Source organism: Methylobacterium sp. C33D (assembly GCF_053345825.1).
The window spans coordinates 143,881-168,888 of sequence record NZ_JBKFAV010000008.1 but is presented as its reverse complement, the minus strand read 5'-3'; the positions used below and the strand labels follow the sequence as shown (position 1 = coordinate 168,888).

At 72.0% G+C, this 25,008-nt stretch carries 23 protein-coding genes and 1 tRNA gene; 13 read left to right on the top strand and 11 right to left on the bottom strand.

The window, feature by feature from the left end; genetic code table 11:
* Window positions 1-100 precede the first annotated feature (100 nt).
* The 4 genes from rpsT to ACLBXO_RS08555 all read left to right on the top strand — a co-directional run bounded on the left by rpsT (window position 101) and on the right by ACLBXO_RS08555 (window position 4,475).
* Window positions 101-367, top strand: coding sequence for a 30S ribosomal protein S20 (gene rpsT, locus ACLBXO_RS08570; RefSeq protein ID WP_007561677.1), 267 nt, complete (start codon window positions 101-103; stop codon window positions 365-367).
* 488 nt (window positions 368-855) lie between these two features.
* Entirely contained in the window at window positions 856-2,352 is a 1,497-nt protein-coding gene (dnaA, locus tag ACLBXO_RS08565) for a chromosomal replication initiator protein DnaA (protein ID WP_331313376.1), read from the top strand.
* A 279-nt stretch (window positions 2,353-2,631) separates the two neighbouring features.
* Window positions 2,632-3,840: an acetyl-CoA C-acetyltransferase gene (locus ACLBXO_RS08560; RefSeq protein WP_331313375.1), complete on the top strand. Its 1,209-nt coding sequence runs from the start codon at window positions 2,632-2,634 to the stop codon at window positions 3,838-3,840.
* A gap of 119 nt (window positions 3,841-3,959) precedes the next feature.
* Entirely contained in the window at window positions 3,960-4,475 is a 516-nt protein-coding gene (locus ACLBXO_RS08555; RefSeq protein WP_331313374.1) for a hypothetical protein, read from the top strand.
* Between the two features lie 30 nt (window positions 4,476-4,505).
* On the opposite strand, the gene ACLBXO_RS08550 is transcribed toward ACLBXO_RS08555, so the two are convergent.
* Window positions 4,506-5,285: an EAL domain-containing protein gene (locus tag ACLBXO_RS08550; RefSeq protein WP_447685109.1), complete on the bottom strand. Its 780-nt coding sequence runs from the start codon at window positions 5,283-5,285 to the stop codon at window positions 4,506-4,508.
* A 113-nt stretch (window positions 5,286-5,398) separates the two neighbouring features.
* Between ACLBXO_RS08550 and ACLBXO_RS08545 the strand changes: the two genes are divergently transcribed.
* A complete protein-coding gene (locus ACLBXO_RS08545; RefSeq protein ID WP_447685108.1) occupies window positions 5,399-7,600 on the top strand; it encodes a 3-hydroxyacyl-CoA dehydrogenase NAD-binding domain-containing protein in 2,202 nt (733 codons plus the stop codon).
* Here ACLBXO_RS08545 and ACLBXO_RS08540 read toward each other — a convergent pair.
* The gene (locus ACLBXO_RS08540; RefSeq protein WP_447685107.1) at window positions 7,570-8,532 is read right to left on the bottom strand and encodes a LysR substrate-binding domain-containing protein; all 963 of its coding nucleotides are present in this window, start codon (window positions 8,530-8,532) and stop codon (window positions 7,570-7,572) included. The two genes, ACLBXO_RS08545 and ACLBXO_RS08540, sit on opposite strands and share 31 nt — an antisense overlap.
* Window positions 8,533-8,717: 185 nt before the next feature.
* On the opposite strand from ACLBXO_RS08540, the gene ACLBXO_RS08535 reads away from it, so the two are divergent.
* On the top strand, window positions 8,718-9,602 hold the full coding sequence (locus tag ACLBXO_RS08535) for an amino acid ABC transporter substrate-binding protein (RefSeq protein WP_447685106.1): 885 nt from the start codon (window positions 8,718-8,720) through the stop codon (window positions 9,600-9,602).
* 15 nt (window positions 9,603-9,617) lie between these two features.
* The gene (locus ACLBXO_RS08530) at window positions 9,618-10,676 is read left to right on the top strand and encodes a GntG family PLP-dependent aldolase (RefSeq protein ID WP_447685105.1); all 1,059 of its coding nucleotides are present in this window, start codon (window positions 9,618-9,620) and stop codon (window positions 10,674-10,676) included.
* Window positions 10,677-10,682: 6 nt separating this feature from the next.
* On the opposite strand, the gene ACLBXO_RS08525 is transcribed toward ACLBXO_RS08530, so the two are convergent.
* The 3 genes from ACLBXO_RS08525 to ACLBXO_RS08515 form a co-directional block, all read right to left on the bottom strand.
* Window positions 10,683-11,552 carry a 3'-5' exonuclease gene (locus ACLBXO_RS08525; protein WP_447685104.1) on the bottom strand — a complete coding sequence of 290 codons (870 nt, stop codon included), beginning with the start codon at window positions 11,550-11,552 and terminating at the stop codon, window positions 10,683-10,685.
* Between the two features lie 72 nt (window positions 11,553-11,624).
* Window positions 11,625-14,057: an NAD-dependent DNA ligase LigA gene (ligA, locus tag ACLBXO_RS08520; RefSeq protein WP_447685103.1), complete on the bottom strand. Its 2,433-nt coding sequence runs from the start codon at window positions 14,055-14,057 to the stop codon at window positions 11,625-11,627.
* A 64-nt stretch (window positions 14,058-14,121) separates the two neighbouring features.
* The gene (locus ACLBXO_RS08515) at window positions 14,122-15,357 is read right to left on the bottom strand and encodes an MFS transporter (RefSeq protein WP_447685102.1); all 1,236 of its coding nucleotides are present in this window, start codon (window positions 15,355-15,357) and stop codon (window positions 14,122-14,124) included.
* Between the two features lie 188 nt (window positions 15,358-15,545).
* Here ACLBXO_RS08515 and ACLBXO_RS08510 point away from each other — a divergent pair, with 188 nt between their 5' ends.
* The gene (locus tag ACLBXO_RS08510) at window positions 15,546-16,262 is read left to right on the top strand and encodes a 4'-phosphopantetheinyl transferase family protein (RefSeq protein ID WP_447685101.1); all 717 of its coding nucleotides are present in this window, start codon (window positions 15,546-15,548) and stop codon (window positions 16,260-16,262) included.
* A gap of 85 nt (window positions 16,263-16,347) precedes the next feature.
* A tRNA-Pro gene (locus tag ACLBXO_RS08505) sits at window positions 16,348-16,424 on the top strand.
* Window positions 16,425-16,509: 85 nt separating this feature from the next.
* On the opposite strand, the gene ACLBXO_RS08500 is transcribed toward ACLBXO_RS08505, so the two are convergent.
* The 3 genes from ACLBXO_RS08500 to ACLBXO_RS08490 form a co-directional block, all read right to left on the bottom strand.
* A complete protein-coding gene (locus ACLBXO_RS08500) occupies window positions 16,510-16,791 on the bottom strand; it encodes a hypothetical protein (protein WP_447685100.1) in 282 nt (93 codons plus the stop codon).
* Window positions 16,792-17,091: 300 nt separating this feature from the next.
* On the bottom strand, window positions 17,092-17,802 hold the full coding sequence (locus tag ACLBXO_RS08495) for a restriction endonuclease (protein ID WP_447685099.1): 711 nt from the start codon (window positions 17,800-17,802) through the stop codon (window positions 17,092-17,094).
* Between the two features lie 148 nt (window positions 17,803-17,950).
* Entirely contained in the window at window positions 17,951-18,703 is a 753-nt protein-coding gene (locus tag ACLBXO_RS08490) for a class I SAM-dependent methyltransferase (RefSeq protein WP_331313363.1), read from the bottom strand.
* A 216-nt stretch (window positions 18,704-18,919) separates the two neighbouring features.
* Here ACLBXO_RS08490 and ACLBXO_RS08485 point away from each other — a divergent pair, with 216 nt between their 5' ends.
* Window positions 18,920-19,963, top strand: coding sequence for a hypothetical protein (locus ACLBXO_RS08485; protein WP_419539309.1), 1,044 nt, complete (start codon window positions 18,920-18,922; stop codon window positions 19,961-19,963).
* 7 nt (window positions 19,964-19,970) lie between these two features.
* Here the strand turns inward: ACLBXO_RS08485 and tgt are convergent, their stop codons facing one another.
* Window positions 19,971-21,107 (bottom strand): tRNA guanosine(34) transglycosylase Tgt, encoded by a 1,137-nt coding sequence (gene tgt, locus ACLBXO_RS08480; RefSeq protein ID WP_447685098.1) that lies wholly within the window; start codon window positions 21,105-21,107, stop codon window positions 19,971-19,973.
* On the bottom strand, window positions 21,104-22,168 hold the full coding sequence (gene queA, locus ACLBXO_RS08475; protein ID WP_447685097.1) for a tRNA preQ1(34) S-adenosylmethionine ribosyltransferase-isomerase QueA: 1,065 nt from the start codon (window positions 22,166-22,168) through the stop codon (window positions 21,104-21,106). The genes tgt and queA overlap by 4 nt, the downstream gene beginning before the upstream one ends.
* 98 nt (window positions 22,169-22,266) lie before the next feature.
* Between queA and ACLBXO_RS08470 the strand changes: the two genes are divergently transcribed.
* The 3 genes from ACLBXO_RS08470 (at window position 22,267) to ACLBXO_RS08460 (ending at window position 23,724) form a co-directional block, all read left to right on the top strand.
* Window positions 22,267-22,524, top strand: a complete 258-nt coding sequence (locus tag ACLBXO_RS08470; protein ID WP_447685096.1) for a hypothetical protein — start codon at window positions 22,267-22,269, stop codon at window positions 22,522-22,524.
* On the top strand, window positions 22,521-22,739 hold the full coding sequence (locus tag ACLBXO_RS08465) for a hypothetical protein (protein ID WP_447685095.1): 219 nt from the start codon (window positions 22,521-22,523) through the stop codon (window positions 22,737-22,739). Before ACLBXO_RS08470 ends, ACLBXO_RS08465 begins: the two co-directional genes overlap by 4 nt.
* A gap of 97 nt (window positions 22,740-22,836) precedes the next feature.
* Window positions 22,837-23,724 (top strand): cation diffusion facilitator family transporter, encoded by an 888-nt coding sequence (locus ACLBXO_RS08460; protein WP_331313359.1) that lies wholly within the window; start codon window positions 22,837-22,839, stop codon window positions 23,722-23,724.
* Between the two features lie 9 nt (window positions 23,725-23,733).
* Here the strand turns inward: ACLBXO_RS08460 and ACLBXO_RS08455 are convergent, their stop codons facing one another.
* Window positions 23,734-24,990 carry an SfnB family sulfur acquisition oxidoreductase gene (locus tag ACLBXO_RS08455; RefSeq protein ID WP_447685094.1) on the bottom strand — a complete coding sequence of 419 codons (1,257 nt, stop codon included), beginning with the start codon at window positions 24,988-24,990 and terminating at the stop codon, window positions 23,734-23,736.
* Between the last annotated feature and the right edge of the window lie 18 nt (window positions 24,991-25,008).

The window sequence follows — 25,008 nt, the reverse complement described above, 5'->3', positions numbered from 1 at the left end:
CGCGCTGCGTCTCGGCCATCGCCAGACAACCTGACGCGACGACCGATTTCCGGCCCAGCCGGCCCGTCGGCATCGCCCGACGAGAAACACGAGGACGTACATGGCCAACACCGCTTCGGCCAAGAAGATGACCCGCAAGATCGCCAAGCGCACGGCGATCAACCGCTCGCGCCGCTCGCGCATGCGGACCTTCGTCCGCAAGGTCGAGGAGGCCATCGCCACCGGGAACCAGCAGGACGCGCTGGCCGCCCTCCGCGCCGCCGAGCCCGAGATGATGCGCGCCGCCCAGCACGGCATCGTTCACAAGAACAACGCCTCGCGGAAGGTCTCGCGCCTCGCCGCCCGCGTGAAGGCGCTCGCCGCCTAAGCCGCCACGCACCACTGAGACGGCTTCCAGCCCGGCCTTCGCGCCGGGCTTTTTCGTGCGCGCTGTCCGGGCACCGCCGCGTGCGGCGGGAATCGGCTGGCGCGAAAGCGTTAACCCTATCCAAGAATCGGCGCGATTGCGGAGTCCGGAAACGGCGTGTAGCTTAACAGAAACTGACACCGGACAAGCAAAACACGACGATTTCGGGATTCATGCGAATCGATCTGATTCGCCAAGACTCTAGCGGCCGTGTTCAGCCCCGACGGGAACACTTGCGAATGGGAATCGGCGCCGTCCCCACAAGTCCCACTGTTAAAGGAACCGTAGGTAATTGTTGATAGGCTCTCCCAATCGGCAAAAGTTCCTCGCGCTGGGGTTGACTCCGTTGAGAGGACTCTGTCCCGCCCGTTCTTGCGGGACGCTGAGGGCGTAATTCGTGCGTACGCGCCGCCTGCGGGATTCCGTGGGCAGCGTCGGGAGAGCCAGTGATGCGTGTCGACGGAACGGTGGCGAGCGACGACGACGGGGGCCGCAACGGCGGCGGCAACACCGATTACGGGTCTGCCTGGGCCCGCGTGAAGCGCCGGCTGCGGGCCGAGCTGGGCGAGGATGTGTTCGCGAGCTGGTTCGCCCGCCTGGAGCTGGAGGCCGTCGCCGGCGGGACGGCCCGCCTGACGGTCCCGACCCGCTTCCTCAAGTCCTGGATCGAGTCGCACTACCTCGACCGCGTGCTCAACACGTTCAAGGCCGAGGTCGAGGAGATCGCCCGGATCGAGGTCGGGGTGCGCGGGACCGGGGCCCCGGTCCGTCCGGTGGCCGCCGGCGTCGCCAAGCCCGGCCCGGCCAGCGGCCCGCTCGCCCGCCTCCACGCGACCAGCGCGCCGATCCCGGTCGCCGCGGTCGCGCCGACGGCCGAGGCGCGCGGCGCCGAGGCCGGAGGCGACCTCAGCGGAACGCCGCTCGACGCGCGGCTGACCTTCGCGAGCTTCGTGATCGGGCGCTCGAACGCCCTGGCGCACGCCGCCGCCGAGCGCGTCGCCAACCACCAGGGGGAGGGCGCGCTCTACAACCCGCTCTACCTCCACGCGGGCGTCGGGCTGGGCAAGACCCACCTGCTGCACGGGATCGGCCACGCCGCCCGCGAGGCCGGCCGCCGGGTGATCTACCTGACCGCCGACCGGTTCATGTACGGCTTCGTCAACGCGCTGAAGACCCAGTCGGCGCTCGCCTACAAGGAGCGGCTGCGCGGCATCGACCTGCTGATCCTCGACGACGTCCAGTTCATCCAGGGCAAGTCGATCCAGGCCGAGTTCGGCCACACGATCAACGCGCTCATCGATGCCGGCCGCCAGGTCGTGGTCGCCTCCGACCGGCCCCCGACCGAGCTCGAGGCCCTGGACGAGCGGGTCCGCTCGCGGCTCGGCGGCGGCCTCGTCGTCGAGATCACGGCCCTCGACGAGGCCCTGCGCGTCTCGATCCTGTCGGCGCGGCTCGCCGCGGTGCGGGCCGCGCATCCCGGCTTCGACGTCTCGCCGCAGGTGGCGGCCTACGTGGCCCGGGCGATCACCGCCAACGGCCGCGACCTCGAGGGCGCCGTGAACCGCCTCCTGGCCCACGCCACGCTCACCGGCACCGCCGTGACGATGGAGACGGCCGAGAGCGCGATCCGCGACCTCGTGAAGAACCGCGAGCCGAAGCGGATCAAGATCGAGGACATCCAGAAGCTGGTCGCCTCGCGCTACAACGTCTCGCGGTCCGACATCCTGTCGGAACGGCGCACCGCCGCGGTGGTGAAGCCGCGCCAGATCGCCATGTACCTGTCGAAGGTCCTGACGCTGCGCTCGCTGCCGGAGATCGGCCGCCGCTTCGGAGGGCGCGATCACACCACCGTGCTGCACGCCGTGCGCAAGATCGAGAAGCAGATCGGCGAAGATTCGGTGCTCGGCGATGAAGTCGAGCTGCTGAAGCGGATGCTTCAGGACTAGTCGAACGCGCGAAATCCCCCGCACCGGGCCCGGGATGAGCCTGCTCTTGCCGGAGCAGGTTCGGTCCGGGGCGGGCGTAGGGGGAGCCCGCGCCCGGCTGATCTCGCCGGAGCTGGACCAGCACGACCAAATCACCGCGGCTGTCACGCGCCCTTCGCCGGCTCCCCGCTTTCGGGGCTGGCCGAGGGCGCGCGCGCCGTGGCAGACTGGCGCGAACCGAGACGGCCCTGTAAGGCCGCGTCGCCGACCGGCGAAGAACGACGCCCCGGGGGAGTGCTGATGACGGACGCCTTCATCTACGACCACGTTCGCACGCCGCGCGGGCGCGGCAAGGCGGACGGCTCCCTCCACGAAGTCACCGCCCTGCGGCTGGCTGAGACCGCGCTCCGCGCCCTCAAGGACCGCAACGGCCTCGACACGGGCCTTGTCGACGACGTGGTCCTGGGCTGCGTCGACCCGGTGGGGGAGGCGGGGGGCGACATCGCCCGCGCCGCCGCCCTCGTGGCGGATTACGGGGCGCACGTCCCGGGCGTGCAGATCAACCGCTTCTGCGCCTCCGGCCTCGACGCGGTGAACTTCGCGGCCGCGCAGGTCATGAGCGGCCAGCACGAGATGGCGGTGGGCGGCGGCGTCGAATCGATGAGCCGCATCGGCATCGGCGCCTCGGGTGGCGCTTGGCCGGTCGACCCGGCGATCGCCATCAAGTCCTACTTCATGCCGCAGGGCGTCTCGGCCGACCTGATCGCCACCAAGTACGGCTTCACCCGCGACGATTGCGACGCCTACGCGGTGCGCTCGCAGGAGCGCGCGGCGAAATCCTGGGGCGAGGGCCTGTTCGACCGCTCCGTGGTCCCGGTCCGCGACGTGAACGGCATCACGCTCCTCGACCGCGACGAGCACATGCGCCCCGGCACCGACATGCAGTCGCTCGCTGCGCTGAAGGCGTCCTTCGTGCAGATGGGCCAGATGGGCGGCTTCGATGCCGTGGCGACGGACGCGCATCCGGACGTCGAGGCGGTCGAGCACGTCCACCATGCCGGCAATTCATCCGGCATCGTCGACGGCGCCGCCGCCGTGCTGATCGGTTCCCGGGCGGCCGGCGAGGCCGCCGGCCTGCGCCCGCGCGGCCGGATCCGCGCCTTCGCCAACATCGGGTCCGACCCCGCGCTGATGCTCACCGGGCCGGTCGACGTCACCCGCAAGGTCCTGGCGAAGTCGGGCCTGAGCCTGTCCGACATCGACCTGTTCGAGGTCAACGAGGCCTTCGCGGCGGTGGTCCTGCGCTTCTGCCAGGCCTTCGACCTCGACCCGGAGGCCGTCAACGTGAACGGCGGCGCCATCGCCCTCGGCCACCCGCTGGGCGCCACCGGCGCGATGATCCTCGGGACCGCGCTCGACGAGCTGGAGCGCACCGGCAAGGAGCGCGCGCTGGTCACCCTGTGCATCGGCGCCGGCATGGGCACCGCGACCATCATCGAGCGGGTGTGAACCCCGCGCGTCCGGGAGCGGCGCCGCGCCGCTCCCCAAAAACCGGGAACGCTGCTAGAGGCGCGGGCGACGCTCGGCCCTTTCGCGGTCCGGACGATAAAACAACGGGAGACAAGCCCTTGAACCGCCTGATTGCGACGCTCTGTCTGGGCGTCACCCTGAGCCTGCCGGTGACCGCCCGCGCCGACGACGCCGCGGACCGCGTCGCCGCGGCCACGAACCTCGTCAACAAGACCCTGATCAAGAACCTCCAGACCGGGTTCAACGTCGCCCTGGAGAAGACCGTCGCGCCGATGCCGGAGGCCCGCGCCGAGGCGGTGCGCAAGGAGCTGCTGGACGAGTTCGAGAAGCAGCGGACCCTCATGATCCAGGGGCTCTCGAAGGACTACGCCGAGAAGTTCAGCCTCGCCGAGCTCAAGCACCTCGACGAGATCTACTCGGACCCGACCTATCTGAAATTCCAGACGATGAACGCCGATCCGAACTCGTCGGTGACCGCGATCTCGCAGAACTCCGTCACCAAGCTTCTCAACATGCTGGCGGTGGCCGCGGCGACCGACAATACGCCGAAGCCCGGCACCCCGCCGGTGCCGCCGGTGCCGCCCGCCGCGGCCCCGGCTCCGGCGCCGAAGTAGGCGATGACGGCCGCGCGCGTCGGTCCGGCGTCAGGCTGCGCGCGCGGCAGCCACGGGGGCGAAGCCCGCGACCGGGGGCAGCCCCTCCAGAAGGGGCTTGGCGAAGTGGTAGCCTTGGACGAGCGTGATCCCGATACTGCGCAGGGCGTCGAGTTCCGCCGCGGTCTCCACGCCCTCGGCGAGCACCGCGACGTCGAGGGCGCGGGCGATGGCGACGACGCCCGAGACGATGGCGTAGCGCCCGGAATCGCTGTCGAGGCCGCGCAGTACGTCCATGTCGATCTTGATCAGGTCCGGGCGGAAGTTGGCGAGCAGGCTCAAGCCGGCGAAGCCGGCGCCGAAATCGTCGAGCGCCGTCAGGAAGCCCTGCTTCCGGTAGGCCGCGACGATGCCCTTGACGTGCTCGATGTCCCGGAAGCGCTCCTGCTCGGTGAACTCGAACATGATGCGGCGGTGGGCGAAATCGATGCGCCGCGCCGCCTCGAGCGAGGCGCGGATGCAGGCATTCGGCTCGTAGACCGCGTTGGGCATGAAGTTGATCGACAGCCGCGTGGCGCTGTCCCGGGGGAACAGCGTGCCGGCGAGCTCGATCGCCTTGACGCGGGCGGCCTGGTCGAACTGGTAGCGGGTCTCGTCGGTCACCCGCTCGAGGATCGTGTAGGCCGGCTCGCCTTTCGGGCCGCGCACCAGCGCCTCGTAGGCCCAGACGCTGCCGTCCGCGAGGTCGAGGATCGGCTGGAACGCCATCGTGAAGTCGAAGTCGAGCTTGGTGCCGGCGCGACAGGCGCGGCAACCGGAATCCTTCGTCATGTGCGGCTTTCGGTGAGTGACCCCGGCCGGCAGACAATGGGCGGACGCGCTCAACACAACCTTAATGCAAGTGCGCCGGCGGATCGTCGGCGGAACCCAGGGAGGACGGCACCGTGACGCTGACCGATTTCCGCTTCGAGATCGATTCCGACGGCATCGCTCTCGCGACCTGGGACATGCCCGGCCGCTCGATGAACGTCATCACCGAGGGCGTGATGGACCAGCTCGAGCAGATCATCGAGCAGGTCGCGTCCGACCCGGCGATCAAGGGCTGCGTCATCGCCTCCGGCAAGGACAATTTCTCCGGCGGCGCCGACCTCACCATGCTCCAGGGCCTCGGCCGGGCCTACGAGCAGCTGAAGGGCGAGCAGGGCGAGGACGTGGCGATGCGCCACTTCTTCGAGGCGTCCCGGCGCCTGTCGCTGCTGTTCCGGCGGCTGGAGACCTGCGGCAAGCCCTTCGCGGCGGCGATCCAGGGCCTGTGCCTGGGCGGCGCCTTCGAGCTGGCGCTGTCCTGCCACTACCGCGTCGCCTCCGATGACGGGAAAACCCGGGTCGGCCTGCCGGAGATCAAGGTCGGGCTGTTCCCGGGCGGCGGCGGCACGCAGCGCGTCGCGCGGCTCATGCAGACCGGCGACGCCCTGCAGATGCTGTTCAAGGGCGAGCAGATCCGCGCGCCCATGGCCAAGGGCATGGGGCTGATCCACGCGGTGGCGCCGCAGGCCGAGATCGTGGAGCGCGCCAAGGCCTGGATCCGCGAGGGCGGCTCGGCGGTGGCGCCCTGGGACGTGCCGAAGTTCAAGGCGCCGTCCGGCAAGGTCTACTCCCCCGCCGGCATGATGATCTGGCCGCCGGCCAACGCCATCTACCGCCGCGAGACGCACGACAATTACCCGGCCGCCAAGGCGATCCTGGCCTCCGTCTACGAGGGCCTGCAGCTTCCGATGGACCTCGCCCTGCGGGTGGAGAGCCGGTACTTCGCGCATATCCTGCGCTCGACCGAGGCGGCGGCGATGATCCGCACGCTGTTCATCTCCATGGGCGAGCTGAACAAGGGCGCGCGCCGCCCGAAGGACGTGCCGGCCACGAACCTGCGCAAGGTCGGCGTGATCGGCGCGGGCTTCATGGGCGCGGGCGTCGCCTACGTCACCGCGCAGGCCGGGATCGAGGTGGTGCTGGTCGACCAGTCGGTCGAGGCCGCCGAGAAGGGCAAGGCCTACGCCCACACCCTCATCACCGGCCAGATCAACAAGGGCCGGGCCAAGACGGCCGACCGGGAGGCGCTGCTCGGCCGGATCCAGGCCACGGCGGATTACGGCGCGCTCGCCGAATGCGATCTGGTGATCGAGGCCGTCTTCGAGGATCCGCGGGTGAAGGCCGAGGTGATCCAGAAGGTCGAGGCGGTGATCCGTCCCGACGCGATCTTCGCGTCCAACACCTCGACCCTGCCGATCACCGGCCTGGCCAAGGCCTCGCAGCGGCCCGCGCAGTTCGTCGGCATCCACTTCTTCTCGCCCGTGGAGAAGATGATGCTCGTCGAGATCATCAAGGGCGAGGCGACCGGGGACGCGGCACTCGCCACCGCCCTCGACTACGTCCGGCTGATCAAGAAGACCCCGATCGTCGTCAACGACGCCCGCGGCTTCTTCGCCAACCGCTGCGTCGGCGCCTACATCCTCGAAGGCCACAAGATGCTCCTCGAGGGCGTGCCGCCGGCGATGATCGAGAGCGCCGGCCGCCAGGCGGGCATGCCGGTCGGGCCGCTGTCGCTCAACGACGAGGTCGCCCTCGACCTCGTGCTCAAGATCGCCAAGGCCACCGAGGCGCAGGTGGGTCCGGCTACCGTCGATCCGGCGCAGAAGGCGATCCTCGCCGAGATGGTCGAGAACCAGGGCCGCCTCGGCCGCAAGAACCGCAAGGGCTTCTACGACTACCCGGAGGGCGCGCCGAAGCGCCTCTGGCCTGGCCTGAAGGACCTGCAGCCGAACCGCCTCGATCCCGACGCCGTCGACTTCACCGAGCTGAAGCAGCGGCTCCTGGTGGTCCAGGCGCTGGAGGCCGCCCGCACGGTCGGCGAGGGCGTGGTCACCGATCCGCGCGAGGCCGATGTCGGCTCGATCCTCGGCTTCGGCTTCGCGCCGTTCACCGGGGGCACGCTGTCGTACATCGATTTCATGGGCGCGGCGGCCTTCGTCGACCTCGCGCGGGCGCTCGAGGCCAAGCACGGGCCCCGTTTCCACGTGCCCGACAACCTGGCCGCGATGGCCGAGCGCGGGGGCACCTTCTACGCGGGCGCCGAGAAGCGCGCCGCCTGAGCGAAGTCGGCCGGACGCCCGCCCGCGGCGTCCGGCAGCTGGGCGAGTTCCTCCAGCAGGACCGTGCGCGCGCAGGCGCCGAAGGCCCGCATCAGCCGCCCCCGGGCGTGGTCCGGTGGGAACAGCAGCGCGAAATGCACCGGGAGCGCGGGGGCGAAGGGCCGGATCGCGATCGGCGAGACCTTCGCCTCCTCGTGGGCGGCCAGCGGGTTCATCACGCTGACCCCGAGGCCGGCGGAGACGAGGGTGCAGATCGAGGCGCCCAGGCCGGCCTCGGCGGTGATGGTCAGGCCGATGCCGGCGGCCTCGAAGACGGCCTCGGTCCGGCCGCGCAGGGCGCTCCCGAGCGACGCGGCGACGAAGGGCACGCCCTGAAAATCCGCGGGCGCGAGCGAATCCCGCGCGGCGAGGGCGTGGTCCCGCGGCAGGACGGCGACGCAGGCGCGCGTCTCGACATGTTCGGCGCGCGCCTCCGGGGCGTCGCCGTACAGCATGGTCAGCGCGGCGTCGCAGGAGCCGGTGGCGAGCCAGTGGTTCACGGTCTCGTCGTCGCCGGAATGGATCGCCACGATCACGTCCGGATGCGCGGCCCGGAAGCGGACGACCGCCCGCGCGAGGAGACCGCCCGCCAGCCGGGGCATCGCCGCCACCCGCAGCCGCTCCGCCCCGAAGGCCCGGATCCGCGCGGCCGCAGATTCAAGGCTCGTGAGGCCCACGAAGGCGCGCTCGACCTCCGCGTGGAACCGCGTCCCGTCGAGGGAGGGGACGACCCGGCTCCCGCTCCTGTCGAACAGGGGCAGGCCGGTGATCGCCTCCAGCTGCGCGATCAGGCGGCTGACCTGCGGCTGCGAGGTGTGGAGCCGCCGGCCCGCCTCGGTCATGGACCCGGTGGCCACCACGGCCCGGAAGGCCTCGATGTGCCGGAAGGTCATGCGCCGCTCGGCCATATCAGATCCGCATGCTCGGCAGGTGAATCGGCATTGGACGCCCGCGCGCGGCCGCTCCTAGGATCAGTCGGCAAAGCTTCGGACCGACTCCCTGTCGGGGCGGCCGGGCGCTTCGCCGGTTCAGACATAGCGAGGGGGTTCGGATCGTGTCGAGGACGCTGCCGCTTCTGTTGGCCACTCTGTGCTGGGCCGGGCTCGCCGCGCCGTCGGTCGCGGAGGGCCGCCTCGACAAGATCCGCTCCACCGGACAGATCAGCCTCGGCTTCCCGGACGCCTCGCCGCCCTTCGGATTCCTCGACCAGAACGCCAAGCCGGTCGGCTATTCGCTGGAGATATGCGAGCACGTCGCGCAGAAGCTCAAGGCCGCCCTCGGCCTGAACAAGCTCGAGATGCGCCACGTGCCGGTGATGTCGGCGACCCGGATCCCGCTGATCAACAACGGCACGATCGATTTGGAATGCGGCACCGCCAGCAACCTGCCCGAGCGGCACAAGCTGGTCTCGTTCGCGCCGACCACCTTCGTGGCGCAGGTGGTGCTGGTGGCCAAGAAGGACACCCCGGTAGATGTCGACGACATCGCGTCGTTCCGCGGCAAGGCCATCTCGGCCCAGGCCGGCGGCGAGACCCAGCGCGTCGCCACCCGGATCAACGTCCGCGACAAGCTCGACATCCAGGTGATGCCCGCCAAGGACACCGCCGAGGTGTTCCTGCTCGTGGAGACCGGACGCGCGGCCGGCGCCATCAACGACGACGCCCTGGCCCACGCCACGGTGGCGGGGGCCAAGCGGCCGGCCGATTACAAGATCGGCACCAAGGGCCTGGAATTCGCCCCCTACGGGATCCTCGAGCCGAAGGACGACGCGGCCTTCAAGGCGGCGGTCGACAAGGCGGTGGTCGAGCTGATCCAGGACGGGACCGTGGCGCGCCTCTACGGCAAGTATTTCGAGCAGCCGATCCCGCCGAAGGGTATCAACCTGGAATTGCCGATGAGCGACGTGCTCAAGCGGGCCCTGGCCAGCCCGACCGATTCCGGCGACGAGGCCGCGTACCGGTAGGACGGCGGGACCGACATGCGAGACGATCACCGCGACGCGACGGACACGCCGTCCGTCGTCGACCTGCGGAGCGACACTGTCACCCGGCCGACCGAGGCGATGTACGCCCGGATGCGGTCCGCCCCGCTGGGCGACGACGGGCTCGACGCCGACCCGACCGCCCGCGCCCTGGAGGAGACCGCCGCCGCGATGCTCGGCAAGGCGGCGGCACTTTTCGTGCCGAGCTGCACGATGGGCAACCTGCTGGCGATCCTCGCGCAGGTTCAGCGCAGCGAGCAGGTCCTGCTCGAGGCCCAGGCCCACATGCTCCACACCGAGCGCGGGGCCGCCACCCTGACCGGGGTGTTCCTGGACGGGATCGCCGGGGCCGACGGCGCCATGGACCTCGACCGGCTTGAGGACGCCCTCCGGCCCGGCGCGAGCCCGCTGCGCACGGCCATGATCGCACTGGAGACCTCGCACAACGCCGCCGGCGGCACCGTTCTGCCGCCGGACCATATGGCCGCGGTGGCGGAGATCGCCCGCGCGCGCGGTATCGCGGTCCATCTCGACGGGGCCCGCCTGTTCAACGCCGCGACCCATCTCGGGGTCGCGCCGGCGGACGTCGCGGTCCACGTCGACACCGTGTCGCTGTGCCTCTCGAAGGGCCTCAGCGCCCCGGTCGGCGCCGTGCTCGCCGGTGACGAGCCAGTGATCGCGACGGCGCGGCGCCTGCGGAAGATGATCGGCGGGACGCAGCGGCAGGTGGGCATCGTGGCCGCCGCCGGCCTGGAGGCGATCACCGTCATGGGCGCGCGCCTCGCCGAGGACCACGACCGCGCCCGGCAGCTGAGCGCGGGGCTGAACGCCCTGCCGCGCCTCGCGGCGAACCTGCCGCAGACCAACATCGTGCAGGTCGACCTCTCGCGGACCGGGCGGGACAGCGCGTGCTGGGTCGCGGATCTCGACGCGGCCGGCATCCGCACGCGCCCGCTCGGCGCGCGGCGGCTGCGTCTCGTCACGCATCGGCACATCGCGGCGGCCGACATCGACCGCGCCGTCTCGGCCTTCCGTGCCTGCCTCGACGCGGCCTGAATCCGATCAGGCCGCGCCCGCGATCCGTGCCTTCGCGCCGAGCATGCGGGCGAGGAGCGCGACGTCGCCGGCATTGTCCGAGAGCAGGTCGGTGATGTCGCCGACCTCCAGCGCCTTCACGTGGCGGCAACGCATGCCGTAGCGGCCCGCCGTGCAGGTGCAGCGCAGCTCCGGGCCGCCCGGCCTCTCCTCCAGGCTGACGTGGTAGCGGTTGCCAGTCGAGCCGCGCATGGCGAACCGCAGGGCTGCCGGCGCGTCGGGGAAGGCCGCCAGGGCCCGGCCGCTGATCGCCCCCGGCGCGCGGCGCGGCACGGCGGGGCCGCCCACCGCCCGCGTGACCGGCAGGCCGAGCGCGGCCGCGAGGGCGTGCACGTCCGCAGCCGCGCGCTCGCGCATGGCGGCCAGCGCGATCTCCGCGCAGGCGTAGGCGTCCTCGCCGGCGTCGTGGTGCTCGAAGCGGATGCCGAGGCGCCGCGCGACCTTGCCGAGCCCGCAGCCCTCCGGCGCCGGGAAGACCCGGCGCGCCACTTGGACCGTGCAGAGATAGGCGAGGTCCGGGACCGGCAGGCCCGCCCGCGTCAGCCCGGCGCGCAGGACGCCGATGTCGAAGCTCGCGTTGTGCGCCAGGATCAGCCCCCGCCCGAGATCGCCGAGATAGGGCCCCATCACGGCGGCGAAGTCGGGCTTGTCGGCGACGTCGGCCGGCAGGATCCCGTGCACGCGGATGTTGCCCGGCGCGAAGCGCATCTCGGGCGGCCGGATCAGGTGGCTCGCGCGGCGCACCACCCGGCCCTCCGCGATCCAGGCGAGACCCACCGCGCAGGCGCTGTCACGCCGCTCGTTGGCCGTCTCGAAGTCGAGGGCCAGGACCGTCATCGAGGGTCAGCCATGCCGGGTGGAAGTTCTCGGGGTGTTCCCCGAGAGGTCTAGGCCGCCCGGACTCGGGCTTCAACCCTGCGCCACCATCGCCAGCCAGTCGTCCTCCGAGACGACCCGGACGCCGTGCTTCTGCGCGTCCTTCAGTTTCGAGCCGGCACCGGGGCCGGCCACGACCAGGTCGGTCTTGGCCGAGACCGAGCCGGAGACCTTCGCGCCCAGGCGCTCGGCCACAGCCTTGGCCTCGTTGCGGGTCATCTTCTCCAGGGTGCCGGTGAAGACCACGGTCTTTCCCGCGAAGGTGGAGGCCGCGGCGGCCCGCTCCATCGGCTGAACGTCGACCGCGTCGAGCAGGGCCGCGACGGCGTGGGCATTGTGCGGCTCGGAGAAGAAGAGCAGCAGAGCGTCGGTCGCCACCGGGCCGATCTCGCCGTCGTCGGCGAAGACCCGGTAGGCATCGCCGGGACGCTGCGCTCCAACCCGCGCGATCGCCGCGCGCACCGCGTCGACGTCGCCGTAATGGGCGAGGAGATTCTCGCGCTGTACCGCGCTCAGGCGCGCCCGCTCCTTGGCCGGCGCCGCGTCGTCCTCCGGGAAACCGAGGTCGAGGAGCCGGTCCCGGGTGGTGCCCCCGACGCGCGGCACGGCGGTGAGCTCGACCCAGTCGGGACCGGGCTGCGCCGCCGCGGCCTCGCGGATCGCCGCGATCAGCGTCGGCATGTCGGCGAAGCGCTTCGCCAGCGCCTTGGCGGTCGCCTCGCCGATCTGCGGGATTCCGAGGGCGAAGAGCAGGCGGTTCATCGGCACGGCGCGCCGCGCCTCGACGGCGGCGAGCAGGTTCCGGATCGCCTTGTCGTCCTCGTCGCTCTTCTTCTTGGCGGCCTTCTTGGGCGGCTCGGCCGTTCCCGACTCCGCGCGCCGCTCGGCCGACAGTGCCTCGCGCCGCGCCACGATCGCGGCCTTGAGTTCCTCGAAGTCGAGGCGGAACAGGTCGGCGGGCTGGCGCACGAGCCCGGCCTCGAACAGAACCTCGATATAGGTCTCGCCGAAGCCCTCGATGTCGAAGCCGTTGCGCGACACGAAGTGCTTCATCCGCTCGACGCCCTGCGCCGGGCAGATCAGGCCGCCGGTGCAGCGGCGCACCGCGTCCGGACGGCCGGTGCGCGGGTTGACGGCGCGGACGGCGCGGCTGCCGCAGGCCGGGCAGGTCTCCGGGAAGGCGTAGGGCCGCGAATCGGCCGGGCGCTTCGTGAGATCGACATCCATGACCTTCGGGATCACGTCGCCGGCCCGGACCACGGTCACGGTATCGCCGACGCGGATGTCGCGGCCGTCGCGGATCGGCTCCCCGTCGGCGCCGACGCCCTTCACGTAGCCCTCGTTGTGCAGGGTGGCGTTCGACACGACCACGCCGCCGACCGTAACGGGACGGAGCTTGGCGAGCGGGTTCAGCGAGCCGGTGCGGCCGACATTGATGACGATGTCCTCGACGACCGTGGTGGCTTCCTGGGCGGCGAATTTGTGGGCGAGCGCCCAGCGGGGCGAGCGCGAGACGAAGCCCAGCCGCTTCTGGAGCGCGAGGTCGTCGACCTTGTAGACGACGCCGTCGATGTCGTAGCCGAGCCCGGCTCGGTCGGCCTCGATGCCGCGGTAATGGTCGAGCATCGCCTCGGTGTCGGTGAAGGTCCGGGTCCGCGGGTTCACCGGCAGGCCCCAGGCCGCGAAGCGCTCCAGCACGCCGGTCTGCGTGTCGGCGATCGGCTCCGACAGCTCGCCCCAGGCATACGCGAAGAATCGCAGCGGCCGGGACGCGGTGATCGCGGGATCGAGCTGGCGCAGGCTGCCGGCGGCGGCGTTGCGCGGGTTGGCGAAGAGCGGCTTGCCGGCCGCGTCCTGCCGGGCGTTGATGGCGGCGAAGTCGGCGTGGGACAGGTAGACCTCCCCGCGCACCTCGCAGATCTCCGGCCAGCCGGACCCCGCGAGAACCGCCGGGATGTCCTGCACCGTGCGGGCGTTGCCCGTGACGTTCTCGCCGACCTCGCCGTCGCCGCGGGTGGCGGCGGTGTCGAGCCGGCCGTTCACGTAGCGCAGCGACAGGGACAGGCCGTCGATCTTGGGCTCGGCGGTGAAGGCGAGGGGGGCGTCGTCCGGCCAGCCGAGGAAGCGGCGCACGCGCGCGACGAACTCGGCCACCTCCGCGTCGTCGAAGGCGTTGCCCAGCGAGAGCATCGGCACGGCGTGCCGCACCTTGGCGAACTTCTCCGAGGGCTTGGCGCCCACCGACGTGCTGGCACCGCCCGTGCCGGCGAGATCGGGGAAGCGGGCCTCGATATCCTCCAGGCGGCGGCGCAGCCGGTCGTACTCGGCGTCCGATATCTCGGGCGCGTCCTCCTGGTAGTAGAGGCGGTCGGCCTCCAGGATCGCGTCCGACAGCCGCGCGTACTCGGCGCGCGCTTCCTCGGCGGTGAGGTCGAGATCGAGCGGTTCGGATTTCGTGACGGCCATGCCGGGGTTCTAACGCATCGACGGCCGGCGGGGAGCCGGCCCCGGCGCGCGATCCCCGATTCCCTCACCGGCGGGCGCCGAGCAGATCGCCGCGCCCCGCCATCCGGAAGGCCGCGAAGAACGTCGCGGCGACGAGGGCGGCGACCGCCTGAAGCGGCAGGACCGGGGCCAGCCAGCCCGCGACCGCGGTCCCGGCGACCGAGCCGAGATTCATGGCCGCCATGTACACCTCGAACTGCGTGGCCGCGCCCGGGCGGCCCCGGCTCGCCGCGAGCAGCGCCGGCATCAGGGCGACGATCAGCAGGCCGGGCAGCACGCTGGTGAGCGCCAGGATCGCCGGTGCCGCGGCCCCGACGAGGCCGGCGCCGATCAGGATTCCGGCCAGCACGAAGGTGGCCGTGCTGCCCAGGAGCAGGGCGCGCAGCGGCGACGCCGCGCCCGCGCGGTCCGACCAGAGGCCCACCGCGACCGCACCGGCCGTGCCGCTCACCAGGGTCAGGATCGCCTGGAGGCGCGACAGGCCCGCGGCCTCCCAGCCCTGCCGCTGGAGGAGGTCGATCGAGAAGGGCAGCTCGAACAGGCCGAGCGCCGCGTCGAGGCCGAAGCACAGGGCGAGCAGCCGCAGGGCCCGAGGGCGGCGCAGGGCGACGATCGTCCGGCGCAGGAAGCGGCGGAACGGGACGCGCCGCGGCGGCGGTCCGCGGCGCTCGAGCGACCAGATCGGATCGGTCGCCGCCTCCCGGACCAACAGCATCGGCAGGCTCGCGACGATCGCGAGGGCGAGCAGGCCGCGCGCGCTCGCGGCGAAGCCCCAGTTCGCGAGCGTCCAGCCGAAGACGGCGGCGCTGAGGCCGGTACCGACCACGAAGCCCGCGCGGGTGCAGGCGCTGACCCGGCCGAGTTCCTGCGCCGGGACGTGGTCCATGATCATCCGGTCGCAGGCGGTGTCGAGGAGCGACGCGAACAGGCTGTGGACGAGGAAGATCGGTCCGAGCGCGCCCACGGCGTCGGCGCCGGCGACGAGGAGGAGCGCCAGCGTCGCGTGGCATCCGATCAGCGCCGCGACCGCGAAGGGCCGGCGCCGTCCCATCCGCGTGTCCCCGGCGCGGTCCACGCGGGGCCCCCAGAGCAGGGGCTGCAGCGTCCAGGGCAGGCCCGCCAGGGCGAAGTGCATCCCGACCTCCGTTGCCGGGGCGCCCTGCGCCGCGAGGTGGTTGGCGAGCGCCGTCAGCGAGAAACCGGCGACGAGTCCCTGGTAGAGGTAGGTGGCGAAGAACACCCCGTAGCGGACCGGACGCACGCCGAGGCTCGGCCTGCCCACGGGGCCGACGCGGCGACCCGCGCTGGACCGCGTCACGGGGCGCGGCGCTGCTTGCGGGAGACCGGCCGCGACCCGATGCTGCTCATGCCCGCCCCATCCGGATCGCCGCCCGTGCCGTTTCGCTCCCCCGACGCTAGCGCCACCGCTCCCGCCCCGCGAGGTGTCGCGTGAGCGCGGTGCAGGTCTGGATCGTCGACCTCGCCCTGTCCCCGCGCCAGATCGACCGGTGCGATACCGTCCTCGACGCCGCGGAGCGCGCGCGGGCGGACCGGTTCCTGCGCGCGGCGGATCGGGACCGGTTCCGCGCCAGTCACGCGGCGCTGCGCCTCGTTCTCGGCGACGCGCTCGGCCTCGCGCCGGCCGACGTGGAACTCGCGGCCGGTGCCGGGGGCAAGCCGGAACTCGCGGGCCGGGCGCGGGGCGCCGCCGACTTCAACCTCTCCCATTCCGGGGCGCGCGCGCTGATCGGACTCGCCCGCGGTGCGGCGATCGGCGTCGACGTCGAGGCCGTGCGGCCGATCGCGGACGCGCTGCGGATCGCGGCGGCCCATTTCGCCGCCGACGAGGTGGCGGCCCTCGCCCGAGCCCCCCGGAGCGAGGTGGAGCGGCGCTTCTTCAGTCTGTGGACCCGCAAGGAAGCGGTGGTGAAGGCGCTGGGCAGCGGTCTGACGCTGCCGCTGGACCGGTTCAGCGTCAGCGTGCCCCCCGAACCGCCACGCTTTCTCCGGGCCGCCGGCGATGCGGGCTGGAACCTGGACGGTCCGTGGAGCCTGACGGAGGTCGAGTGCGGGCGCGCGCACGTCGCCACCGCGGCGGTCCGCTCCGGCGGGGCTGAGATCACCCGCCACCGCCTCCCGGACGACTGGCCCGATCATCTCGGCTGAAAAGGCGCAACGCCGCGCTTGCGGTGCGGGAAAGGCGCGGCTATACACCCGCTCGCCGGCCCTGGCGGAGACGCGGGGCGGCCTTCGGAGTGTAGCGCAGTCTGGTAGCGCACCACGTTCGGGACGTGGGGGTCGCAGGTTCAAATCCTGCCACTCCGACCAAAATTCCCGCCTTCTCAGCCCCATCGAGTAGGAATACGAGCCCGCGGCCACATACGGCACGGTCGCGCGGATGACGCCCGGCGGCCTATCCCGAGCCCGACCTCTCGGGACTCGCCGGATCGCGGTTCGGACGCCGGAACTGTCCGGCCCCCGCCGCGCCGGAAACGCCGTCCTGCGGGGTGAGCGGCGCGATGGGCACGCTCTCCACGAGAAGCGCGATCATCTTGGACCGTGACGTCAGGAGAATGGCCGGCGGCTCGCCGGTGATCTGCCGCCATCGGGTGACGAAATCGCCCGCCGGCAACTCGGCGAGAGCGTCCTGTTCGGTTACGGGGTGGTCCGTTCTGGGCGCTGCGGACTGATCCATGCGCCTCAACGGTGCTGACCACGATTCGGCCTCAGCGTCCGCCCGGTATGGTGAAGCGAACGTTGCGCCGATCGGAAAAAATACGCCCGCCACGGCGAGCCGGGCGGGCGAGGTCAGGGGCGCTCGATGCGTTGGCGAGCACCACGCCTCTCCGTAGCAGCGATGGCCGTGCCGGTATGCCCGTCGGCGTGACAGATCGGGGCGCGTGAAGGGCTGTATCCCGCGGGCGCCGAAGTTCGGGTCATCGTCGGCCTCCCGAAGCACGCCGGGCGAGACCCGACCCGTGTCCCGGGCGCGCGGTCAGGCGGCGAGCCGGAGGCCGTGCCCGCGGGCGCCGCGGGACGCGACCGCCGCCTTGTCCCTCGGCAGCAGCAGGTCGATCTGCGAGCAGTGGAGCGCCAGCACGTTCTGCTCCTCCGCCAGGGCGCGCGCCGCGCCGCTGAACCGGCCGTTGGTCATCACGCACGCCGTCGCCGACCCCGCGCGCTCCGCCGCCGCCGCGACGTCCGAGATCGGGAGGCACGCGACGTCGCGATCCGCCCAGTGCAGGCGCACGACGACGCGCGTCCGAGCCCGGAGGAGGACGAAGTGTTCCTGATCCTGATAGTCCAAGCGCCAGCCGGCCGCCTTCAGGCACCGCAGCATCAGGGCCTCGTACTGCGGCTGCGAGGCGATGGCGCGATCGACAAAGGTCCACGACGCGATCTCGGCCGGCAGGATCGACGCGAATTCGGCCCGGACCACCCGCTTGAAGCTGCGGAACCCGACGAGAGCGCGGAGCGGGCGCGCGAGATGGGCGCGGTGCATCCGCGCCACTTCCCGGTCCCAGAGTGCCTCGAACGCGGCCGCATTGCGGGCATGGCGTTCCATCCAACGGTTCTCGATGATCAGGCGCTCGACCTGCGGTCGGATCGTGCGGCGACACCGCTCCGTGGCGCGCTCCTGGAAATGCAACCAGGCGAGCAGAAACAGGATGGCTGCAACCCAAAGGGCGAGGCTCGTCGCGAACATGGCGGCGGGACTTTTCGAATTAAGGCCGATGTCGCGATTTATCTGCCACAGGAATTAAGCGGAGATTGCTGTTTAGAATCGTGTTCCGTCGATCACCGCAAGTCCTTCGAGATGGTGAATTCTAACTTTACGGGAGGCTGAAGGCCGCTCAGGTCCGCATGGCGACGAACATGCTACGGCCCTGCTGGTGGTAGTAGCCGCTCTCCATCGAGCCGCGGATATCGCGCCCGAGCATGTCGTACTGCTCGTAGACCATGTCGAAGCCGCACTCCTTCAGGAGCTGGATCAGGGCCGGCTTGGTGGGCCAGAAGGAGCGCTTGTTGCTCCACGAGGTCCATTTGTGCGCTTCGAGCTGGCTCGTGTCGTCGAGGTCGTGCTCGTGCATCCAGCGGCCCGGCAGGCCTTCGTTCTCCGCGGGCGACGACAATTGGAAGAGGGTCTGGTTCTCGTCGGTCGCGAAATGGGTGTGCAAGATGATCACGTCGCGCACGCATTCGGCCATGAGGCGGATGAAGGCGGCCGGCCTGTCGAGGTGGTAGAGCAGTCCGCAGCAGAAAGCGGCATCGAAGGGCCCGTGGGCGGCGAGGTTCCACACGTCGTCGTTGACGAAGGCGAGGTCCGGGACGCCCGCCCCATCCTTGACCCGCAGGCAGTTCTCGAAGTTGGAGCGGCGCACCTCGACGCCGGTGGCGCGCATCCCGGCGCGGGCGAATTCGAGCGTGTACCCGCCCTCGAGGCAGCCCAGATCGACGATCGAGCGACCGGCCAGCCGGTGGCCGTAGAACAGGCGGAGCGAGCGCAGTGCTGCCTGGGTCCAGGGGCTGTCGGCGATCAGCCAGCCCGCCTCCGGCAAGGTCTCGGACCCGTCCGCCAGGCGGATGTTGTGCGCGGTGAACGTCATGGAGCCTCCCCAAGTCGCACACCCATGCCGAGCGGCGCCGCGGGCAGTCTATAAGGGCGACGGCCGATCGGTTCACGCGCTTTGTCGATCCGCCGGTCGCGATCGGCCGGCGACCCTCGGGACGATCGGCGCCCCCGCGCACACCGCGTGCAGACGGGGCGGCCGACGACACGAGGCCTGCGACGCGGCTCTCGGAACCGCGTATGAAGCCGCCCGATGACTTCGCCCTCTCACAGCCGAGCCGGTCGGCGACCCGCAGGATGGGCCGCCTTCGCGCGCAGCTTCCTCCTCAGCGCTGCCGGCATGGGCGTGGCGGTGGTCGGCCTCGTGGCCGCGGTCGATCCCTACGGCCTGCGCGCCGCGCCCGGGCATCCGCCGGGACCGATCATGGATGCCAATCAGCGGCTCTCCTATCCGCAGATCGCCCGCGGCGGGCCGTTCGACGCCGCGGTCTTCGGCACCTCGACCGCGCGGCTCCTCGACCCGCGGGCCCTGGATGCCGCCTTCGGCGCCCGGTTCGCCAATCTGGCGGTGAACGCCGCGACGCCCGACGAGCAGGCGCGCCTGGCCGCGCTGTTCCTGTCCCGGCGGCCGATCCGCGCGGTCCTGTTCGGTCTCGACGCCCCGTGGTGCGCCGCCGATCCGCCTGCCCGAACGGCCAACGCCTTCCCCGACTGGCTCTACGCGGATCGGGCGCCCGGCGACGTCCTGCGGCAGGTCAGCCTGCGCTCGGTCACGACGGCCGTCCGTGCGGGACTTGCCGAACTCGGGCTGGTGCAGTCGCGGATCCGGGGCGACGGTTACGCGGTGTTCACGCCCCCGGAAGCGCGCTACGACCTCGGTCGCGCCCAGGCCCACATCCGCGCGGGCCGCGTCGACCGGACGGCCGCGGAACCGCCCGATGCACCGATGCCGGCCCTCGACCGCCTGGAGGATCTCCTCCGTCGCGTGCCCGCCGAGGCCCTGAAGATCGTGGCCTTCATGCCGGTCCACGCGGCGGCGCAGGGTTCGCCGGGAACGGCGGCGGGCCGGCGCGAGGAGGCTTGCAAGGCGCGCGCCGCGATGATCGGGACGCGTCACGGCGCGGTCGTGGTCGATTTCCGCCGGATCTCGCCGCTGACCAGCCGGGACGCGAATTACTGGGACGCGCTGCACTACCGCCTGCCCGTGGCGGGCCGCATCGTCTCGGACCTCGCGCGCGCCGTCGCCACCGGCCGCGACGACCCGGACGGGGTGTACCGCGTGCTCGCGCACCCGTGAGCCCCGGTCAGGCGGCGGCGCGCTCGGCGCCGGCCCAGCCCGCGCGGGTCTCGGCGCAGTAATCCGCGTAGCGGCCGTCGCGGATCGCCGCGCGGGCGCCAGCCATCAGGTCCTGGTAATAGGCGAGGTTGTTCCAGGTCAGCAGCATCATCCCGAGGATCTCGTTCGCGCGCACGAGGTGATGCAGGTAGGCACGGGAATAGTCCCGCGCGGCCGGACAGGTCGAGGCCGCGTCGAGCGGTGCGGTGTCCTCGGCGTGGCGCGCGTTGCGCAGGTTGACCCGTCCGTGGCGCGTGTAGGCGAGCCCGTGGCGGCCGGCCCGGGTCGGCATCACGCAGTCGAACATGTCGATCCCGCGGGCGACCGCGCCGAGGATGTCGTCCGGCGTGCCGACCCCCATCAGGTAGCGGGGCTTCGCCGCCGGCAGGTGCGGCTCCACCGTCTCGATCATGGCGAACATGACCGCCTGGGGCTCGCCCACGGCGAGGCCGCCGACCGCGTAGCCCTTGAGTTCGAGATCCGTCAGCGCGCGGGCGCTCTCGACGCGCAGGGCCGGCACGTCGCCGCCCTGGACGATGCCGAACAGGGCCCGCCCGGGCTGCTCGCCGAACGCGACGCGGCAGCGCTCGGCCCAGCGCAGCGACAGGTGCATGGCCTTCTCGATCGCCGCGTGGTCCGCCGGCAGGCGAACGCACTCGTCGAGCTGCATCTGGATGTCGGAGCCGAGCAGACCCTGGATCTCGATGGAGCGCTCCGGGCTCATGTGGTGGGCGGTGCCGTCGATGTGCGAGCGGAAGGTCACGCCCTGCTCGTCGATCTTCCGCAGGGCGGAGAGCGACATCACCTGGAAGCCGCCGGAATCGGTCAGGATCGGCCGGTCCCAGTTCATGAAGCGGTGCAGGCCGCCGAGCCGGGCCATGCGCTCCGGGCCGGGTCGCAGCATCAGGTGGTAGGTATTGCCCAGCACCACGTCCGCGCCGAGATCGCGGACCTGGCCGGGATACATGGCCTTGACGGTGGCGGCTGTGCCCACCGGCATGAAGGCCGGGGTCCGGATCTCGCCGCGCGGCGTCGCGATCACGCCGGTGCGGGCGGTGCCGTCCCGGGCCAGCAGGTCGAAGCGGAAGGCAGCGCTGTCGGTCATGGCGTGTCCGCGCGCGGGCCCGGGAAGAGCAGGCTGGCGTCGCCGTAGGAGTAGAATCGGTACCCGGCACCGATCGCGTGCGCGTAGGCCGCGCGCATCGTCTCGAGCCCCGAGAAGGCCGAGACCAGCATGAACAGCGTCGAGCGTGGCAGGTGGAAGTTGGTCACGAGGGCGTCGACTGCCCGGAACCGGTAGCCCGGCGTGATGAAGATCTCGGTCGGTCCGGAGAAGGGCGCGAGCGTCCCGTCCGGGCGGGCCGCGCTCTCCAGCAGGCGCAGGGCCGTGGTCCCGACCGCGACGATCCGGCCGCCCGCGGCCCGCGCGGCGTTCAGGGCGTCGGCGGTGGCGGCGTCGAGGATGCCGATCTCCGCGTGCATGCGGTGCCCGTCGGTGTCCTCGGCCTTGACCGGCAGGAAGGTCCCGGCGCCGACATGCAGCGTGACGTGGTGGCGCCGCAGACCGGCGGCGTCGAGATCGGCCAGCAGGGCGTCGGAGAAGTGCAGGCCGGCCGTCGGGGCCGCCACCGCCCCCGGATGGCGGGCGTACACCGTCTGATAGTCGGTGGCGTCGCGGTCATCCGTGGCGCGCTTGCCGGCGATGTAGGGGGGCAGCGGCAGGGCGCCCTCCGTGGCGATGGCCGCGTCGAGCGCGGGCCCGGCCCGGTCGAAGGCCAGGACGATCTCCCCGGCCTCGGCCTTCTCCAGAACGGTCGCCGCCAGATCGCCGAAGCGCAGCGCGTCGCCCGCGGTCAGCCGCTTGGCCGGACGCGCGAAGGCGCGCCAGCGGTCGGGGGCCTCGCGCAGGTGGAGCATCACCTCCGTGCGCTGGCCGGGGGCGCCGGGTCGGGTGCGCACGCCGTTCAGCCGCGCGGGGATCACCCGCGTGTCGTTGAAGACCAGGGCGTCGCCGGCCCGGAGCGCGCCGGGCAGTTCGCGCACGGTCCGGTCGGCCAGCGGCGCGCCGGGCCGGACCACGAGCATCCGCCCGGCATCGCGCGGCTCGGCCGGGCGCAGGGCGATGCTGGTCTCCGGCAAGTCGAAATCGAAGAGGTCCACGCGCATCGCCGGCTGCCTGCACCGAACGGCACGCGGTTTCAACCGCGGAACCGCCGGGGAGCGCGTCCGTTTCCAGCGTCACCGAGACGCGAGGCCCCCGATCCATGCCCTGGTACGCCGTTCGCCCCCGTGACGCCGCCGATCCCCGCTGGCCGCTCCCCGGCACGCCCGAGATCGTTCTGAAGGCCGAGGATCCCGACACCGCTCGCGCGAAATTCGAATCGGCCTATCCGAGCCGGCCCTTCGGCAGCCCCGGCATCCCGGTTCCGGATACCGGCGCCGGCAGCTTCCGCGGCGATCCGGACGCGCTGGTCGTGGCCGAGACGGGTGAGCCGCCCGCGTCGCGGGGGCAAGACGCGTGACGCCCCGCGCGCGCCCCCGGCGGGTCACCCTCGACGGGCAGCTCATCGGGTACTGGGAGCGCGAGGCCGCGCGGCTCGAGGCCCTCGCCGCCGCGGCGCGCTTCGCCTGGCAGCGCCGCCGCTACCTGCGCAAGGCGGAGGCCGCGCGCGCCAGGGCGGAGCCGAGCCGCCTCCGCGAGGCCGCCCGGGACAAGGGCGGCGCGTCGGAGACTTAGCCGCGGCTAACACGTTTTCGACGGCGTCGAACCTTTGCCGTGGCCTTGGCCGCGGCCGGTGCCGTATGGGCGCGGCGTCACCCCAACGGCGCGAACCATGGACCGCACCCAGAAAGCTGCCCTCTTGAGCGCGGGCATCGGCCTCGCCGTCACGGCGATGAAGTTCTACGCGGCGTGGCTCACCGGCAGCCTCGCCCTGTACTCCGACGCGCTGGAGAGCATCATCAACGTGGTCGCCGCGGTGGGCGCCTTCGTGGCCCTGCGGGTGGCGGCGCGCCCGGCCGACGAGGACCATCCCTACGGTCACCACAAGGCCGAGTTCTTCTCGGCGGTGATCGAGGGCGCGCTGATCGTGGTGGCGGCGCTGCTGATCCTGCGCGAATCCTATTTCGGGCTGCTCGCCCCGAAGCCCCTCGACGCGCCCGCGGTCGGCCTCGCGATCAACTTCGCGGCCGGGATCGTCAACGCGGTCTGGGCGGCGGCGCTGATGCGCTGGGGCCGGCGGTGGCGGTCGCCGGCCCTGATCGCCGACGCGCGCCACGTCTTCGCCGACGTGGTCACGTCCTGCGGCGTCCTCGCCGGCGTCGGCGCCGTGGTGGTGACCGGCTACCCGGTCCTCGATCCCGTGGTGGCCGGGCTGGTCGCCATGAACATCCTGTGGTCCGGCTTCCGCATGGTCCGGGAATCGGTGGACGGACTCATGGACCGGGCAGCCCCGGCCGATATGGTCAGCCAGATCCGGTCACTCATCTCGCAGCACGGCGAGGGCGCGCTGGAGGCGCACGACGTGCGCACGCGCTCCGCCGGGCAGGCGACGTTCATCGACTTCCACCTCGTCGTACCCGGCACGATGACCGTCGAGGATTCCCACGCGATCTGCGACCGGCTCGAGACCGCCCTCGAGACGACGATCCCCGGGGCGGTGGTGACGATCCACGTCGAGCCCGGCGAGGAGGCCAAGGCGCGGGGCTTGCCGGTGCTGTAGCGCCGCCGGTCAGCTCCAGGCGTGGAGCGGCGGGTTCACGCCGTTGAGGGCGTGGTTGCCGACGATCGCGTACTTCCAGCGGACCGGGTCGTGCAGCGTGTGCGTGCGCGCGTTCCGCCAGTGGCGATCGAGATTCTCGGCCGCCAGGGTCGAGCGGGTGCCCGACAGCTCGAACAGCTTGTTCGACGCCGCCAGGGCGACCTCGGTCGTCAGCACCTTCGCCTCGGCGACGGCGATCTGCGCCGCCGCGACCGCCTCGGCATCCGGCCGCGCGACGGCCGCGTCGAGAGCGAGGCCGGCGCGGTCGAGCAGCGCCTCGGCGGCGTGCTGCCGGATGGTCAGGTCGCCGATCGCCTGGATCGTGTAGGGATCGTCGGCGGCCCGCTCCAGCCCGCTGTCGACCCAGGGGCGGGCCTTCGCGCGGACGAAGGCGACGGTGTCGTCCAGCGCCTCGCGGCCGATCCCGGCATCGACCGCCGCCTGGATGATCTGGAACACGGCGCCGTCGGCGGTGGGGGCCGCGTAGCCCCTCCAGGCGGGGACCAGATGGGTCTTGGGCACCCGGACGTCGTCGACCAGCACGGTCCCGCTCGCCGTGCCCCGCTGGCCGAAGCTCGACCAGTCGTCGATCACCGTGAGGCCGGGCGCGTCCCGCTCGGCGATGGCGTACCAGGCGCGCCCGTCGTGATCGAGGGCGACGATCGGCACGCGATGCGCGAGGAGGGCGCCGGTGGCGTAGAATTTCTGCCCTCGCACGACGACGTGATCGCCGTCATCCGTGAAGCGCGTCTCGAAATCGGACGCCCGCTTGGTGCCGCGCTCCGAGAAGGCGTTGCCGAACCGCGTGCCGCGCAGCACCTCGCCGAACAGCAGGTGCTTCTGCGCCTCATCCGACACGGTCCGGATGGCCGCCAGGATGCCGAGATGGTTCTGGGCGATCTGTGCGATGGCCGGATCCGCGGCCGCCACGATGGCGATGACCTGCGCCAGCGTCCGGTACGAGACCTCGGGGCCTCCGTAGGCCCGCGGCACGTTGATCGACCAGAGGCCGCTCTGCGAGAAGGCGTCGAGCTCCGCCAGCGGCCGCACGGCGTGGCGGTCCCGCTCCGAGGCGCCGGCCCGGAATTCGGCCGCGAGCCGGCGAGCCACGTCCAGCGCCTCGGCGTCGTCGCGGATCACGTGGGCGGGGGAGGGCGGCCGGGCGGGGCCGGGTACGCCCGGCGGGCGCTCCGGCTCGAGCGTGCGCGCATCGACGGCGATGTTCATGGCTCACTCCGGTCTGTC

Excerpts from the sequence above, each read along its gene's own strand:
- rpsT (WP_007561677.1), top strand. The coding sequence starts at position 101 with ATGGCCAACACCGCTTCGGCCAAGAAGATGACCCGCAAGATCGCCAAG.
- dnaA (WP_331313376.1), top strand. The coding sequence starts at position 856 with ATGCGTGTCGACGGAACGGTGGCGAGCGACGACGACGGGGGCCGCAAC.
- ACLBXO_RS08560 (WP_331313375.1), top strand. The coding sequence starts at position 2,632 with ATGACGGACGCCTTCATCTACGACCACGTTCGCACGCCGCGCGGGCGC.
- ACLBXO_RS08550 (WP_447685109.1), bottom strand. The coding sequence starts at position 5,285 with ATGACGAAGGATTCCGGTTGCCGCGCCTGTCGCGCCGGCACCAAGCTC.
- ACLBXO_RS08540 (WP_447685107.1), bottom strand. The coding sequence starts at position 8,532 with ATGACCTTCCGGCACATCGAGGCCTTCCGGGCCGTGGTGGCCACCGGG.
- ACLBXO_RS08530 (WP_447685105.1), top strand. The coding sequence starts at position 9,618 with ATGCGAGACGATCACCGCGACGCGACGGACACGCCGTCCGTCGTCGAC.
- ACLBXO_RS08525 (WP_447685104.1), bottom strand. The coding sequence starts at position 11,552 with ATGACGGTCCTGGCCCTCGACTTCGAGACGGCCAACGAGCGGCGTGAC.
- ligA (WP_447685103.1), bottom strand. The coding sequence starts at position 14,057 with ATGGCCGTCACGAAATCCGAACCGCTCGATCTCGACCTCACCGCCGAG.
- ACLBXO_RS08500 (WP_447685100.1), bottom strand. The coding sequence starts at position 16,791 with ATGGATCAGTCCGCAGCGCCCAGAACGGACCACCCCGTAACCGAACAG.
- ACLBXO_RS08495 (WP_447685099.1), bottom strand. The coding sequence starts at position 17,802 with ATGTTCGCGACGAGCCTCGCCCTTTGGGTTGCAGCCATCCTGTTTCTG.
- ACLBXO_RS08490 (WP_331313363.1), bottom strand. The coding sequence starts at position 18,703 with ATGACGTTCACCGCGCACAACATCCGCCTGGCGGACGGGTCCGAGACC.
- ACLBXO_RS08485 (WP_419539309.1), top strand. The coding sequence starts at position 18,920 with ATGACTTCGCCCTCTCACAGCCGAGCCGGTCGGCGACCCGCAGGATGG.
- tgt (WP_447685098.1), bottom strand. The coding sequence starts at position 21,107 with ATGACCGACAGCGCTGCCTTCCGCTTCGACCTGCTGGCCCGGGACGGC.
- queA (WP_447685097.1), bottom strand. The coding sequence starts at position 22,168 with ATGCGCGTGGACCTCTTCGATTTCGACTTGCCGGAGACCAGCATCGCC.
- ACLBXO_RS08470 (WP_447685096.1), top strand. The coding sequence starts at position 22,267 with ATGCCCTGGTACGCCGTTCGCCCCCGTGACGCCGCCGATCCCCGCTGG.
- ACLBXO_RS08460 (WP_331313359.1), top strand. The coding sequence starts at position 22,837 with ATGGACCGCACCCAGAAAGCTGCCCTCTTGAGCGCGGGCATCGGCCTC.
- ACLBXO_RS08455 (WP_447685094.1), bottom strand. The coding sequence starts at position 24,990 with ATGAACATCGCCGTCGATGCGCGCACGCTCGAGCCGGAGCGCCCGCCG.